We start from the raw sequence: 14,782 nt of genomic DNA on the forward strand, positions 1-14,782 counted from the left end.
CCGGGGAGGCAGCGATGAATCAGGTCAAGGTTGCGGCATGGGCTTCGGACCCGATCACCCTCGCGGGCCTCATCGACCATCTGCGCACGCGTCGCGAGGTGCGGGTGATGCCGGGCCAGCAGCGCGGTGAAGCCGCGGTGCTCGTGTTCGCCGCGAACCGCGTCACCCGCGAGGTGAAGGCGGCGCTGCGGGCCGCGGCCTCGGAGACCCCCGCGGCCATCGTGTTCGTCGCCGGATACGTGGACGCCGACGATCTCGCCGAGCTGGCCGCCTGGCACGTCGCCGCGGTGCTGCCGCGCGACGCGATCGGCGGCGACCAGCTGGTGCGCAGCATCGTGGCCGCCGCCTCCGGGCGCGAGACCTCGATGCGGGACCTGCTGCAGCAGGCGGAGACCCTGCGCCGGGGCGGCGACCGCACCAACCTGTCGCCGCGCGAGGTCGACGTGCTGCGGCTGATGGCCGAGGGCTGGGACACCGCGGAAATCGCGAACAAGCTCTGCTACTCGGAGCGGACCGTGAAGAACGTGATCTACGGAATGACGAACCGGCTCAAGCTGCGGAACCGTCCGCACGCCGTCGCCTACGCGCTGCGCGCCGGAGTGATTTGAAGGATGCTCACCACGTGCGAAAGCTGACCCGGCGCCCGGCCGTTGCCGCGCTCGCCGCCGCATTCCTGTTACTGGCGGCCGCGTGCGGTTCCGCCGCGTCCTCGGGGAAGATCACGCTGAGCGTGGCCACGTTCGGCGAGTTCGGCTACGCGCCGTTGTTCGAGCAGTATCAGAAGGACCATCCGAACATCGAGATCCGCAGCCGGGTCACCGATTTCGACACGCATTTCAAGAGCCTCGCCACGCAGCTGGCGGCCGGTCGCGGCGCGGCCGACGTCGTCGCGGTCGAGGAGCAGTACATCCCGAAGTACATCCGGGCCAAGGACAAATTCGTCAACCTCGCCGATTACGGCGCGGACAAGCTCAAACAGCAATGGGCGCCGTGGAAGTGGGCGCAGGGCACCGCGGGCGATTACGTCTTCGGGCTCGGCACCGACATGGGCAGCCTCGCGATGTGCTACCGCCGGGATCTGTTCCAGCAGGCCGGATTGCCCACCGACCGCAAGGCTGTCGCCGAGCTGATGCCGGACTGGCAGGGGTACGCGAACGCCGCCGCCCGGTTCACCGAAAAGCTGCCGAAGGTGAAGTTCGCCGATTCGGCGGGCACCGTTTACACCGCGATGCTCAACCAGTCGCCGGAGAACTACTTCTCCGCCAAGGACGATTCCTACATCGCCGACCGCAATCTCAGCGTGCGCAATGCCTTCCAGCTGTCCGGCGGTCTTGCGCAAGCCCACGAAACGGCCGGTGCGACCACCTATACCCAGGCCTGGAACGTCGCGATCAAACAGGGCACCTTCGCCACGATCGCGTGCCCGGCGTGGATGCTCGCGCAGATCAAGGAAGCGGGCGGCGACGCGGGCAGCGGCAAATGGGACGTCACCACGGTGCCGGGCAACAGCGGCAACCAGGGCGGTTCCTTCCTCGCCGTGCCGAAGCAAAGCGCGCACCCGAAGGAAGCCTACGATCTCGCGCAGTGGCTGACCGCGCCCGCGCAGCAGAAACGACTTTTCCTTTCCGACGGAATCCTGCCGAGCGAGCCCAGCGTGTACCAGGATCCGCAGGTCGTCGCGCACACCGATCCCTATTTCTCCAACGCGCCGGTCGGCCAGATCTACGCGGCGTCGGCGGACCGGCTGCGGCCGAACTACCGCGGCCTGCACGACGCGGACGTGCGTCCCGAATTCGGCCGCGCGCTCGGCCGGATCGAGGACGGGACGGAAAACGTCGAGCAGGCGTGGGCCGACGCGGTCCGGATGGGCCGCGACGCGATCAAGTAGCTGTCGTGGACCGGAAGCTCACCCCCTACGTCTTCATCCTGCCGTTCTTTGTCCTTTTCGGACTGTTCGGCGCGTTCCCGCTGCTGTACACGTCATGGGTTTCGCTGCATCGCTGGGATTTGCTGTCCGGCCCGGAAGGCGGCCTCGGCCTCGCGAACTACGCGGAGCTGTTCAGCGATCCGCGGTTCTACAACGCGTTTTTCAACACCGTCAGCATCTTCCTGCTCGCCGCGATTCCGCAGTTCTTCCTCGCGCTCGGCATCGCCGCGCTGCTGAACCGGCCGCTGCGCGCGGCGACCTGGTGGCGGGCCGGGCTTTTGCTGCCGAACCTGGTATCCGTGGTCGCGGTCGGGCTGGTGTTCGCGCAGCTGTACAGCTCGGGTTACGGCGTGGTCAACGAGGTGCTCGGCTGGTTCGGGGTGCCGCCGGTGTCGTGGCAGTCGCATCAATGGTCGTCGCATCTCGCGGTCGCGAGCATGGTGATGTGGCGCTGGACCGGGTACAACGCGCTCATCTATCTGGCCGCGATGCAAGCGGTCCCGCAGGATCTGTACGAGGCCGCCGCGCTCGACGGTGCCTCGCGCTGGCGGTCGTTCTGGTCAATCACCGTGCCCGGCATCCGCCCGACGATCGCGTTCACCGCGGTCGCCGGGACGGTCAACGGGCTCCAGTTGTTCGCCGAGCCGCAGTTGTTCGACGCGACCGGCAACGGCGGTGCGGGCGGCAATGACCGGCAGTTCCAGACGCTCACGATGTATCTGTACGAAAAGGGCTTCGGCAAATTCGACGCCGGATACGCGGCGGCGTTGTCCTGGGTTATGTTCGTGATCTGCCTGGTGTTCGCGATCTTCAACTACCGGCTGGTGCGCCGGTTCGTGGGTGCGCCGTGATCCGCCGGGGCCGGGCCGGGGGCTGGGTGTACGCGGTGCTGGTGGGGCTGGTCGCGTCGTCGCTGTTCCCGCTGTACTGGTCGTTCGTGGTGTCCACTCGGGACAACGCGGCAATCGGCGAGACCTCTCCGCTCCTGCTGCCCGGCGGCCATCTCTTCGACAACATCCAGCGCGTCTTCACCACGGTGGACTTCTGGCTCGCGATCGGCAATTCGCTGATCGTCGCGACGACGGTGATGGTGTCCAATGTGGTCCTGTCCAGCTTCGCGGGCTTTTCCTTCGCCCGGCTCCGGTTCCGCGGCCGCAACACGCTGTTCTTCATCGTGGTCGGCTCGGCGATGGTGCCCGCACAGCTGGGCGTCGTGCCGCTTTACCTGGTGGTGAGCGATTTCGGCTGGTACGGCCGGCTCGAGGCGGTGATCGTGCCCGCGCTGGTGAGCGCGTTCGGGGTGTTCTGGATGCGCCAGGCGTGCGAGGGTTCGATTGACCAGGACTTGGTGGACGCGGCCACTGTGGACGGAGCGTCGATCCTGCGCACGTTCTGGCACGTGGCAGTCCCGGCGATCCGTCCACAAGCGACCGTTCTAGCGATGGTGACCTTCCTCGGTGCGTGGAACGACTACTTCTGGCCGCTGGTAGTCCTTGACCCCGCGCAAACGCCGACCGTGCAGGTCGTCCTGTCCCAGCTGGCGAGCGGCTACTTCACCGACTACGCCCTGATGCTGACCGGCGCGACCCTGGGTGTCCTGCCGGTGATCATCCTGTTCCTGCTCCTCGGCCGAAACCTGGTGCGCAGCATCTCGACCGGCCTACGGACGTCGTGAGACGTACTGCCCGAAGAACCCGGCGATCGCGGACCGCTGCACGGTGATGCTCACCCGAGGATCAATCGTCCCGATCCGGGTCTCCTGAACCTTCGGATCGACCGGCACTTGCTGCGCCAGCTTCGGCAGGAACCACTGGACATCGGTGTAGCTGTAATGCATCGCGGTCGCCAGCGTGATGTCCTGCTTGGGTGCCGAAGTGTGCTCCCACAACGACTTCCACGCCGGTGACGTTCGATGGCTGCGCGCCTGACCGTCGCTGGTGCTGCCCGACGACCCCATCAGCAGCACCGGCCGCGTCACCCCGTCCGCGCCAGCACGAGTGAGCTGCTTGCCGTCGACGTCGTAAGCGAGCCACCCGTCCAGATCGGCCGCAGCGTCCACCCGGGAGTCCACCGTGGACACTTCGGCGGCGGTATCCCCGCCGAACGAATGCCCGATCACCCCGACCCGGCTCAGGTCCATCGCCTTGCCGAGCCCGGGAATGCCGGGCAGCTGGTCAAGAGCGAACCGGACATCCGCGACCCGCGTCCGCATCCCTGCCACCAGGTCCTTGCTCTGCTGGGAGAACACCACGCGCCCGTCCGGGAACACGACGAACGGCGCCTCGCCGGTGTGATCAATGGTCACCACGATGTACCCACGACTGGCGAGATCCTCGGCAGTCGCACTGCCCAGCGCCCGCAGCGACGCCCAACCCGGCGAGTACACGATCACCGGCCACCGCCCCTGCACCGGCGCGTTCGCCCGAGCGTGCGTCCGGACGGCCGCCCAGTCGACCTTGCCGCTCGGCAGCCCCAACGCTGGCGCCGCCCCCTGGTCAAAGTACGACGCGGCTGCTGCGGGCAGGTACGGCGCCTTCGGCCCAGCGCCGGGCCGAGTGGGGTACCAGACGCTGATCATCAGCTCCCGGTCCCGCGCCGAGTCGACGAGGCGGACATCACGCTCGCCAATCGCGTGCGGGCCGGTTGGAGTAGGCAGCTCGAAAGTGGTCTCCGCCGCGGCGGGCGCGGCCCCTAAGGCGGTGAAGAGGAGGGCGGCGGCGAGGACTGTTCGGAAGCGCATGCCGGAACTCTGCCGTCCTGGCCGGGTTGCGCGCGCCTGCCGACCGTCGCCAGCGACCCCCGACTTTCGTCACCCCGTCCGGCGCGCCACAGCGGTCGCCAGCTCGCTGCGTGACGGCGCGTCCAGCTTCCCGAGCAACCGCACGACGTGCGCCTGAACCGTCCGCCGAGGCAGTCGAAGCTCCGTCGCGATCTCTGGATTCGACCGCCCAGCCGCGACGAGCCGGGCGATCCGGACCTCCAGCGTCGACAGCGACTCCCACCCGTGCTCCGGCCGCGCCGACGCCAGCGAAGTTCCACGCTGCACGCCGACCGCCTGCAACCGCGTCTCCGCGTGCTCCAGATTCCACGCCGCGGAAAGCTCCGTGTACAGCGAAGCCGCCTCATCGAACGCGGCCTGCGCGGCGTCCAGCCGACCCACCCGAGCCAGCAGCACCGCCGAGTCCTCCAACGCGCTGGCCAGCTCCGGTTTCCGCCCCACCGCGCGGAAATGCTCCACCGTCCGCAGCACCGGCTCCGGATCCTCGCCCAGCAACCCCCGGCACCACTCCGCGGCCGCGAACGCCCGCGCCGGTTCGAGTTCCTTCTCTGCCTCTTCGACACACACCGCCAGCGCCCGCTCCGCCGCGGCCCGGTCGCCCGCCGCCAGCGCGATCTGCGCGAACTGCGGCAACCACTGATGCCGCAACATCATCTGCGCGTAAGTCGGATTCAGGATCGGCTCGAACACGGTGATCGCCTTCTGCAGATCACCCTCCTGATAGGCGACCAGCGCGTGCGCGGCAAGCAAAAAGTCGAAACTCTCCCGCTCGGCACTGGTCGCGGGAGCGTGTTCCTCCGCCGCGTCCAGCAGCGCCGCCGCCTGCGCGTGCTCGCCTCGCCGCGCCGCAATGAGCGCTGCGACCCCGTGCAGCAGCAGCGCCGCCGCACCCGGTTCGCGCAGGCCGAAGAAGGTGATCGCCGGACCGTCTTCGGTCACCGTGTCCAGTTCGACCAGCGCTTCGTCCCACCGGCCTTCCCAATACCGGTGCACCGCAACGGAAACCTGCAACCCGCTCGGCATGCTGTGCCGCCGCGTCACCTCGGCGGCCTCTTGCAGCGTGCGGTTCGCGTCGTCCAGCCGGTCGAGGTTCTGCAGTGTGAAGACCCGATTGTCGAGCAGATCCAGGTGCAGGTCAGCCAATTCGTGCTCGTCGCCGACGGCCGCGATCGCCTCGTCCACATGCTTCAGCGCGCTGGCGTGGTGCCGCCGCACGGAATCGACCAGCCACAACGTCTGCAGCGCGTGCGCGGTGAGGTAGCGGTCGCCGTCCGCCTCGGCCCGCGCGCGATGTGCGGTCTTCTCTGCGACATCGAGATCGTCGAGCCCGCCGCGCCGGAAGTTCGCGAGCAAATGGCGGCCGCGGACCCGCCACAGCTCCGGCACTCCCGGATCCTCCGCCGGATTCCCGAGCGTCTCCACCGCGAGCTGCACGTCGCCGCGGCGGAACCGCATCGCGGACACGACGTGGCGCATCTCCGCCGCGTTGTCCGGATCGCGCGACACCGCAAGCGCTTGCAACGCAAGGTCTTCCGGACTGCGTTCGAGCCGGAACAAGACCCGCACCAGCGCGACCAGCAACGGTTCGCGGCGCGGATCGTCGTCCTCGACCACGGCGAGCGCGCGCTCCAGCAGCTCGACCGCGATCAGCGGGGCCCGGTTCGACACCGCGCTCTGGTGTTCCACGAGCCAGTCCAGGACCCAAGGGTCCACAGTGGACGGAACGGCCACGAGCTGCTCGGCGACCCGCTTCACCGGCGCGCCGATCTTGGCCAGGGCTTCGGCCGCCTGCCGGTGCTGTACGGCCCGCGTTTCCGGCGACAAATGGTGGTACAACGTCTGGCGCAGCAACGGAAGCCGGAACGCGAGCTGGGTTCCGGTGTCGAGCAGGATGTTGTCCGCCAAGGCCGCTTCGAGCGGGCCGAGCAGGTCCGAGGGACGCTGTCCGAGCACCGCCGCGATGTCGCCGACCGCGAACTCCATGCCGAGAATCGCGCCCCAGCCGAGCACGTGCCGGGTCTGCTCGGGCAGCAGCTCCAGCCGCCGGTTGACCGCCGCGACGATCGATTCCGGCGGCTCGAACCGCAGCGGATCCGGGACGTCGGCGAGCCCGTCGAGGTGCTCGACCGCGCCCGAGTGCACCAGCGCGTCCAGCATTTCCTTGAGGTACAACGGATTGCCGCCGGCGCGCGCGGTCAGGTCCCGCAGCCGCGGCCCGGGATCCGCGCCGATCTGCCGCTGCAGCAGGCACAGAACGTCGTCCTCGCCGAGCGGACCGAGGTCGAGCACGATGCCGTCCCGGGTCTCGACGCCGCGGCGCAGCTGAGTCATTTCCGGCCGCTCCGGTGCCGGTCGCGTCGCGGCGACCAGCAGCAACGGCAGCTGCCGGGCGGCCGCGGACAACCGGTGCCACACCAGCACGCTCGATTCGTCCGCCCACTGCAAATCGTCGACCACGAGCAACAGCGGCGATTCGGCACACAGTTCGTCGACGAGCGCGAGCAGCCGGTCCACTGAATCCAGCACCGGGTCGCCGACGCGCCGCACGGGTTCCTCGCTGCTCAGCGCGACGCGTGCCCGGCGCGGATCCGGCGAATGCGCGTCGATCGCCAGGCATTCATGCATGACCTGCAACGGGAACCGCATGCTCAGCTCGTCCGCGGCGACCCAGGCGACCTGCAGACCACCGGCGTCGCCGAACGCGTGCGCCAGCAGCTCCGACTTCCCGATCCCGGCCTCGCCCTCGATCCACACCGCCCGCCCGCGGCCCGCGCGGACGCCGTCGAGAAGCTTGCGCAGCTTGCCGACCTCGGCTTCCCGGCCGAGCAACGGGTCCTGCGGCACCCGCACGACCGGCTCCGGCACCTCGGGCCGCGGCAGGTCCAGCGCCGGATCCTCGGAGAGCACGCGCTGGTGCAGTTCGCGCAGCCCCTGGCCGGGCTCCACGCCCAGCTCGGCGCGGATCGTGCGGCGCGCGTCGCGGAAGACATCGAGCGCGTCGGAATGCCGGCCGCTGCGGTAGAGCGCGAGCATCAGCGAGGCCCGCAGGGATTCGCGCAGCGGATACTCGGCGGTGAGCGCGGTCAGCTCGGCGATGATCTCCTGGTGGCCGCCCATTTCCAGCCTGCTGCGGGCAGCTCGGTCCAGGGTGTCCAGCCGCAGCTCGGCCAGGTACGCGCGATGCCGCTCGGCGAAGTTGCCGGGCACGCCGGACAGTGCTTCGCCGTGCCAGAGCTTGAGAGCGGCACTGAATTCAGCCACCGCGCGGTTGTGCGCCCCGGCCTCAGCCTCGCGTTTGCCGTTCTCCCGGTGCTGCTCGAACTTCGCCGCGTCCAGCGCTTCCGGCGCGAGGTCGAGCGTGTACCCAGCCGGACCGGACCCGAGCACCGTCGAGGCGGACCATCGGGTGCGTTCGGGTTCCAGCGCGCGGCGCAGCCCGGAAATGTAGGTGTGCACGCTGCCTTCGACACTGGCCGGCGGCGACTCGCCCCACACGCCCGCGATCAGCTCCGCACGCGGCACCGGCCGTCCGGCGGCGACCGCCAGCATCGCGAAGACCGCCCGCTGCCGCGCGGGTCCGAGCGAGATTTCGGTCGTCCCGCGCCAGGCGCGCAACGGGCCGAGCGCCGTCACCCGCAAATCCCCTGGCATGCCGTTCCATTCGCCGTGTTGACCGAGTTTACCGGTCGATCATGGACGCGAGTCCACCCCGGTTCACTCTCCTGCCGCACGCGCGCGGACCGGACTGGCCCGCCGGATGCCGTACGGCTGCATCCGCGTCTCGGCCCGCCGCACGTCCCAAGCCGCGCCGACCGAGGTGTAGCTGGTGAGTGCCGCGAGGAAAGCCGTGCGCGCCTCGTCGAGACGGCGGTACTCGGCGAGCAGGATCGCGGCGTCCTCGCTGGCCCGAGCGTGTTTGAGCATCCGTCCGGCGGCCTCGTAGTGCGTGGCGGCGCCGAGGATCGCGTCCGGATCCGCGGTGACCAGGCCCCGGCAGTGCGCGGTGGCCGCGGTGTGCGACGGCGGAGTGTCGTACCCGCTGGTGTCGCCCATCAGCCGCAGCGCCCGGAACGCGTGCGGCTGGTCGCCGAGCTGCATGGCGAGCCGGGCGAGGTCGGGCAGCCACTGCTGACGCGCCGCGGGCGGATAGTTCTGGCCCAGCAACGGGAGAAGCGCGGCGAGCGCGGCTTCCGGATCGCCTTCCAGCTCGGCGAGCTGGGCGCGCGCGGCGAGCAGGTAGTCGCCGCCGTTCGGCTCGAGACCGTGCGGGAACTGGTGCCGGGCCGCCGCGTCGAGATGGGCGCGCGCCTCGTCCGGTTCGTCCCGGTGACTCGCGATCAGCGCGCCGACGCCGTGCACCAGCAATGCCGATCCCGGGCTGCGCAACACATACGACGCGGTTTCCGCGCCGCCCCGGATCACCGTGTCGAGTTCGGCCAGCGCCTCGCCCCACCGGCCGCGCCAGTAGTAGTGCACCGCGCCGGCCAGGTGCATCTCGCCGGGCACCGCCCGGGTCGCGGCCAGCCGGCGCGCGGTGCTCAGGTCCGCGTCGTTGTCGAGTCCGTCCAGCACACCCAGTTCGGACAGATCCGGTGCGGCCGCTCGATGGTCGACGGCGAACCGCTCGATGGTCACGCGCAGGGTTTCGTGCCGCCCGCGCCACATCTCCGGCACCTTCGGATCGGCCAGCGTACGGCGGACTTCCGCCGAGGCTTCGGCGAATTCGCCGCGCCGGTAATAGATGTAGGCGAGGATCCAGCGCATTTCCGCGGCCTGCCTGCTGTCCTGGGTGCGCGCGACGACCGAACGCGCCTCCGCCTCCGGCTCCCGGCCGAGCCAGAACAGCAGCCGGGCGAGCGTGGCGGTGAGCGGTTCGCGGGCCTCGGCGGGCAGCACAGCCTGCTTGACCACCTGTTTGAGCAGATCCACCGCGACCCGCGGCGACTGCGCGGCGACCGTGCCGATGTGCTCGACCAGCCAGTTCGCCATCCACGGGTCCACTTGCGCGGGCGCCGCCGCCAGTTGCTCGGCGACGCGTTCCGCACCCGCTCCCGCACCATCGAGCGCTTCGGCCAGCTGCCGGTGCAGCGCGACGCGCATCGCGGCTGGCGTCTTTTCGTACAACACGCGGCGCAGCAACGGATGCCGGAACGCGAGCAGATCGCCGGACTCGACCAGCACCCCCGCGGTGAGCGCTTCCTCGACCGCGGCGACCAGTGCGGTCGGCGCGCGCTCGGTGGCGATCGCGATATCGGCGAGCGAGAATTCCTTGCCCAGCAAGGCGGCCCAGCGCAACAGGTCTCGCGCAGAACTGGAGAGGAAGATCAGATACAGCGTGACCCGCGAGCCGAGCGGCGACGGGATCGAGCGGCACGACGAACCGTCCACAATGGCGTGCGCGCCGTCGAGCAGGATCATCGAATTGGCGAGCAGGGTTTCGACGATTTCCGTGGCGTAGCGCGGGTTTCCGGCGGCATGGCCGAGCAGCACCGAGAACATCCGGTTCGGCGGCGCGCCGGTGAGATCCGCGGCGATCTTCCGGATCTCGTGGTCCGGCAACGGTTCCAGCCGCAGCAGCGAGGTCGCGCCGGACGACAGGTCCGCGGCCAGCGCTTCGAGCGCGGCCGAGCGGGGGAGCGGACGGCTCGCTCCGACGAGCAGCAGCGGCAGCCGCCGAGTCTCGCGAGCGAGGTGCTGCCACACCTGCAACGTCGTTTCGTCCGCCCACTGCAGATCGTCGACCACGAGCACGAGCGGGCCGTCCGCGCACAGCTGCCGGACCAGTCCGAGAATGCCCTGCACCGGGTCCAGGTCCGGGTTCTCGGCGAGCGCCACCGCGAGTTCCGCGCGGCGCAGGTCCGAGGCACGCGGGTGCACGCCGAGCGCGTCCAGCAGCGGACGCAGGGCAAAGCCCTGGTCGAGCGAGTCCGCGGCGGCGAACAGCGCCGGGTAACCGGTTTCGTGTGCCAGCGCGACGGTTTCGGCCAGCAGCGCGGTCCGGCCGATTCCCGGTTCGCCCTTCACCCACACCGAACGGCCGAGGCCCCCGCCGAGACCGGCGACGGCTTCGCTGAGCAGCTGCAGTTCGTCTTCCCGCCCGACGAACGTCGCCGGACGCGGCGGCAGCACCGGCAGCGGGAAGCGGGGGACCTTTGTGACCGGCGCGGGCGTGACCGCCTCGTCGACGGCCAGCAGCTTTTCGTACAACTCCCGCAGCGCGGGACCCGGCTCGGTGCCGGACGCTTCGACCAGCCGCTCGCGCAGCTCGGTGTAGACGGTGAGCGCCTCGTGATGCCGGCCAGCCTGGTCGAGTGCTCGCATGAGCAGTCCGTGCAGCGGCTCGCGGAACGGGTGTTCCGCGGCGAGTTCGCCGAGCTGCGTGACGAGCCCGGCGGATTCGCCCGAGTCCATCGCCAGCTCGGCCCGGCGTTCGACGGTCGCCAGCCGCAGTTCCTCCAGCCGCACCCGCTGCGCGGTCGCGTAATGCCCGGAGAGACATTGCAACGGCGTGCCGTCCCACTCCGCGAGAGCCTCGTCGAGCACGCTCCGTGCTTCGGCCCGGCGTCCCTCGGCGAGCAGCCGGTTGCCGAGGTCGCGCAGCGCGCTGAAGCGGTGGACGTCGATCTGCTCCGGTTCGACACAGAGCGAGTAGCCGGATCCGGTGGACGCGATCAGCCGCGATTCGGCGCCTTTGCGGCGGCCCGGTTCGAGGACGCGGCGCAGTCCGGAGATATAGGTGTAGATGCTCCCCTGCGCGCTGGCCGGGGGCGAGTCGCCCCACACCGCGTCGATGAGCACTTCGCGGGAGACGGTGCGGTTCGGCGAGAAGGCCAGTACTGCGAAGACTGTGCGCCGATGAGCGGAACCGAGGTCGAGCTGCCGGTCGCCGAGCCAGGCTCGCACCGGTCCGAGCAGCTGGATTTCCGGCGCCGGGACGCCGCCGGATGCCGACATCGGTCTCCCTTCACGCGCTGACGGATCGTCACACGCCGGATGCCACTGGTGAGCTTACGCCGAAAAGGTGACGTCGCGGGACCGCCCCGGGTTGCTTTTGCCGGTCTTGTCCAGCGAATTGTCCGGTGGACATGGTCGAGGGAGAGGCCCGCCGGTGAACGCCGGGCAAACCGGCCGGGCGGTCCGGCAGGCACACCTGCCGCGACAAAGGGGCATCGGCCGCGCTCCCCGGTTTCCGGACGGGAATCCCTGCGGCAGCCTCGATGAGGAACCCGCGCGCTCGATTCGCGGCTTCGGCGCGGCGGTGGTGAGGAGGAGGCGTGGACCCGGTTCCGGCCCCGGCGGGGGCGAGGTTCGCGGCGGCGATCGACGCGGCGAACGCCTGTTTCGGCACGGTGAACAGCGAAATGGCGGCGCTGCAGGCGTCGTGGCGCGGCGAGGCGGCGGTGCGCTTCGGCCAGGCGATGAACGATTGGGAGCAGCAGTTCGATCGCATTCTGGCAAGTCTGGCAGATCTCGTGGACGTCGCGCGCGGTACGGCCGCGTCCACCACCGCGGAGTGCTCAAATGAGCGCGTGCGGTGCCCTGATCGTCGATGAGCGGCGATCCCGGCTTCGAGCAGGCCGCCGAAGTGCTGTCCCGGATCCGCCGCACGACCGCCGACCTCGGCGCGGTGCTGGCGGAACTGGAGTCGGCGGTGGAACCCGAGGTGGCCGGCTGGCCTGCCGCCGCGCGGGCTCGCTACCGGGAGGCCAGACGGGAGTGGGCCGCCGCGCTCGACCGGATGCCCGAATGCCTCGACCGGGCGGCGCAAGCCTTCCGCGAAATCTCGTCTCCAGACCCGAAAAGAGGCCGCTGAACAGGGAAGACCCCGGTTTTCTCCACCGGCCTTCACGAGCGCGCCAGAAAACGTGAAGTCTCGCCCGCCACACTGCGTCCAGGCAATGTGAAGGGGGTAACCGTGAAGCTCGTCAAGGTCGCAGTGCTCGCCTCGGACCCGATCACCCGGGCCGGAGCCGCGAGCCTGCTGGGTTCGCGCCCGGAACTGGTCCTGCTCGGCCAGGACGCGGCGAGCCAGGCGGACGTGGTCCTCGTGATGGAGGAGCACGTGACCGACCGGGTGCTGTCGCAGGTGCGGGACCTCGGCAGGCAGTCCGAGCAGCTGACCGGACCGCATCTGGTGATCGTGGTCGACCATTTCCGCGAGAGCGACCTGATGACGGCCGTCGAATGCGGGGTCGTCGCGATCCTGCCGCGCCGCGAAACCGGCGGCGGCGAACTGGTCGCGGCAGTGCTGGCCGCGGGCGACGGCACGGCGACGCTCCCGCCGCGGCTGCAGGGCGCGCTGCTCGCGCAGGTGCAGCGGATGCGCCGCGACGTGCTGGAGCCGAACGGTCTCACGCTGTCCGGCCTGGCGTCGCGCGAATGCGACGTGCTGCGGCTGGTCGCCGAGGGCTACGGCACCGAGGAGATCGCGACGAAGCTCTGTTATTCGGAGCGGACGGTCAAGAACGTGCTGTACGGCCTGATGACCCGCTGCGGTCTGAACAACCGTGCGCACGCCGTGGCCTATGCCCTGCGCGCCGGCGCGATCTAGTCTTCTGACCCATGGCGCAGACGGCGGTAGAGATCGCTCGCGGAGTGCGGGCAGGGGAGCTGGACCCGGTCCAGGTGACCGAGGAAGCCCTCGCCCGGATCGCAGCAGCGGACGGCGTCGTCGGCGCGTTCCGCCGCGTGCGCTTCGCCGAGGCCCGAGCCGAAGCCGCCGAAGTCGCGGCCCGCCCGGACCTCGCTTCGCTGCCCCTGGCCGGCGTCCCCGTCGCGGTCAAAGATGTCACCGACGTCGCTGGCGAATACCAGGGCTGGGGTTCAGAAGCAGGCCCCCGCGACCTGGCGACCGCCGACGGCCTGATCGCCACCCGCCTGCGCGCAGCCGGCGCGGTCATCGTCGGTCTGACCCGCGTGCCGGAGCTGTGCATCTTCCCGACCAGCGACGACCCTTCCGGCATCGCCCGCAACCCCCGCAACCCAGCCTTCACCGCAGGCGGTTCCTCGGGCGGCAGCGCGGCCGCGGTAGCCGCGGGCCTGGTCCCGATCGCCCACGGCACCGACGGTCTGGGATCCATCCGCCTGCCCGCCGGAATGTGCGGCATCGTAGGCCTGAAACCCGGCCGTGACGTGGTCCGCGAAGACGCTCCAGGCTGGTTCGGCCTCTCCACCCACGGCCCACTGACCACGACGGTCGCCGACGCCGCCCTCCTGATGTCCGTCCTGGCCGACCGCCCGGAATGGGCCACCCTGACGCCCCCGGGTTCCCTGCGCATCGCGACCTCCACCCAGGTCCCGTTCACCCGAGCCCCACTGTCGCGCCCGCTCCGCGCCGCCGTCGACCAGGCTGCCGCGCTCCTTTCGGCTGGCCACACCGTCACTTCCGCGACCCCCGCCTACCCACTCCGCGCCCTAGGCGGCCTGGTCACCCGCTGGTTCGCCGGTCCGGCTGAGCAGGCCGCGGGCAGCTTCGACCTGTCGCGCCTGCAACCCCGGACCCGCGCCCACGTCCGCCTCGGCCGCCTGACGGCACGCCTGGTCAACGACCGAGCCCGCGACGAATGGGAGGCGATCGCGGAGCAGTTCTTCGAGTCCCACGACGTGCTGGTGACCCCGACGTTGGCGACCTTGCCGCTGAAAGCCCGCCGCTGGCACCGCGAGCCGTGGCTGGCGAACGCAGTCCCGTCCTCGAGGGTGGCGTCATTCACCGGACCGTGGAACCTGGCCGGATACCCCGCGCTCTCGGTCCCGGTGGCCCGGCACCCCGTCCATGACCTGGCGATGTGCGTGCAACTAGTAGCCCGCCCCGGCGGGGAACCAGTGCTGCTGGGGCTGGCGGCGGAACTGGAATCGGCGAACCCCTGGCCGCGGACGGTCTAGGGGCTCACTGGCTGAACTGCCGACACCAGGAACTTAAGCCGCGCCGATTCGGCCTGCTGACCGTCCACAAGAGAGACCATCGACGCCGAAACGCCCGATCGGCACCTATCTGGCTGATGCTTGTGGTCCGTGAGGGCCACCCTGAGGGAATCAGATTCCCTCAGAGGGTGTTGCGGAACCTGGGTGGTTAGTTG

At 70.2% G+C, this 14,782-nt stretch carries 11 protein-coding genes; 8 read left to right on the forward strand and 3 right to left on the reverse strand.

The window, feature by feature from the left end:
* The first annotated feature begins 14 nt into the window (after positions 1-14).
* Genes EIZ44_RS29000 through EIZ44_RS29015 form a run of 4 tightly spaced genes read left to right on the forward strand, consistent with a single transcriptional unit; the run spans position 15 to position 3,602 of the window.
* Complete coding sequence (locus tag EIZ44_RS29000; RefSeq protein WP_037816773.1) at positions 15-608, forward strand: helix-turn-helix transcriptional regulator; 594 nt, start codon at positions 15-17, stop codon at positions 606-608.
* A 14-nt stretch (positions 609-622) separates the two neighbouring features.
* Positions 623-1,888 carry an extracellular solute-binding protein gene (locus tag EIZ44_RS29005; protein WP_134732461.1) on the forward strand — a complete coding sequence of 422 codons (1,266 nt, stop codon included), beginning with the start codon at positions 623-625 and terminating at the stop codon, positions 1,886-1,888.
* A gap of 5 nt (positions 1,889-1,893) precedes the next feature.
* Entirely contained in the window at positions 1,894-2,778 is an 885-nt protein-coding gene (locus EIZ44_RS29010; RefSeq protein WP_205673344.1) for a carbohydrate ABC transporter permease, read from the forward strand.
* Positions 2,778-3,602 (forward strand): carbohydrate ABC transporter permease, encoded by an 825-nt coding sequence (locus EIZ44_RS29015; protein WP_043828178.1) that lies wholly within the window; start codon positions 2,778-2,780, stop codon positions 3,600-3,602. The genes EIZ44_RS29010 and EIZ44_RS29015 overlap by 1 nt, the downstream gene beginning before the upstream one ends.
* On the opposite strand, the gene EIZ44_RS29020 is transcribed toward EIZ44_RS29015, so the two are convergent.
* The 3 genes from EIZ44_RS29020 to EIZ44_RS29030 form a co-directional block, all read right to left on the reverse strand.
* On the reverse strand, positions 3,588-4,667 hold the full coding sequence (locus EIZ44_RS29020) for an alpha/beta hydrolase family protein (protein ID WP_134732465.1): 1,080 nt from the start codon (positions 4,665-4,667) through the stop codon (positions 3,588-3,590). The two genes, EIZ44_RS29015 and EIZ44_RS29020, sit on opposite strands and share 15 nt — an antisense overlap.
* A 69-nt stretch (positions 4,668-4,736) precedes the next feature.
* Entirely contained in the window at positions 4,737-8,357 is a 3,621-nt protein-coding gene (locus tag EIZ44_RS29025; protein ID WP_205673345.1) for an ATP-binding protein, read from the reverse strand.
* 63 nt (positions 8,358-8,420) lie between these two features.
* Positions 8,421-11,660 (reverse strand): ATP-binding protein, encoded by a 3,240-nt coding sequence (locus EIZ44_RS29030; protein WP_134732467.1) that lies wholly within the window; start codon positions 11,658-11,660, stop codon positions 8,421-8,423.
* 320 nt (positions 11,661-11,980) lie between these two features.
* On the opposite strand from EIZ44_RS29030, the gene EIZ44_RS29035 reads away from it, so the two are divergent.
* From EIZ44_RS29035 to EIZ44_RS29050, 4 genes are all read left to right on the forward strand, one after another.
* Complete coding sequence (locus tag EIZ44_RS29035) at positions 11,981-12,259, forward strand: WXG100 family type VII secretion target (RefSeq protein ID WP_134732469.1); 279 nt, start codon at positions 11,981-11,983, stop codon at positions 12,257-12,259.
* On the forward strand, positions 12,256-12,519 hold the full coding sequence (locus EIZ44_RS29040; RefSeq protein WP_134732471.1) for a hypothetical protein: 264 nt from the start codon (positions 12,256-12,258) through the stop codon (positions 12,517-12,519). Before EIZ44_RS29035 ends, EIZ44_RS29040 begins: the two co-directional genes overlap by 4 nt.
* A gap of 102 nt (positions 12,520-12,621) precedes the next feature.
* Positions 12,622-13,257, forward strand: a complete 636-nt coding sequence (locus EIZ44_RS29045; RefSeq protein ID WP_037816759.1) for a response regulator transcription factor — start codon at positions 12,622-12,624, stop codon at positions 13,255-13,257.
* Between the two features lie 11 nt (positions 13,258-13,268).
* Positions 13,269-14,588: an amidase gene (locus EIZ44_RS29050; RefSeq protein WP_134732473.1), complete on the forward strand. Its 1,320-nt coding sequence runs from the start codon at positions 13,269-13,271 to the stop codon at positions 14,586-14,588.
* Positions 14,589-14,782 lie beyond the last annotated feature (194 nt).

The organism is Amycolatopsis nivea, from assembly GCF_004522235.1.
In the GTDB taxonomy this organism is placed as follows: domain Bacteria; phylum Actinomycetota; class Actinomycetes; order Mycobacteriales; family Pseudonocardiaceae; genus Amycolatopsis; species Amycolatopsis nivea.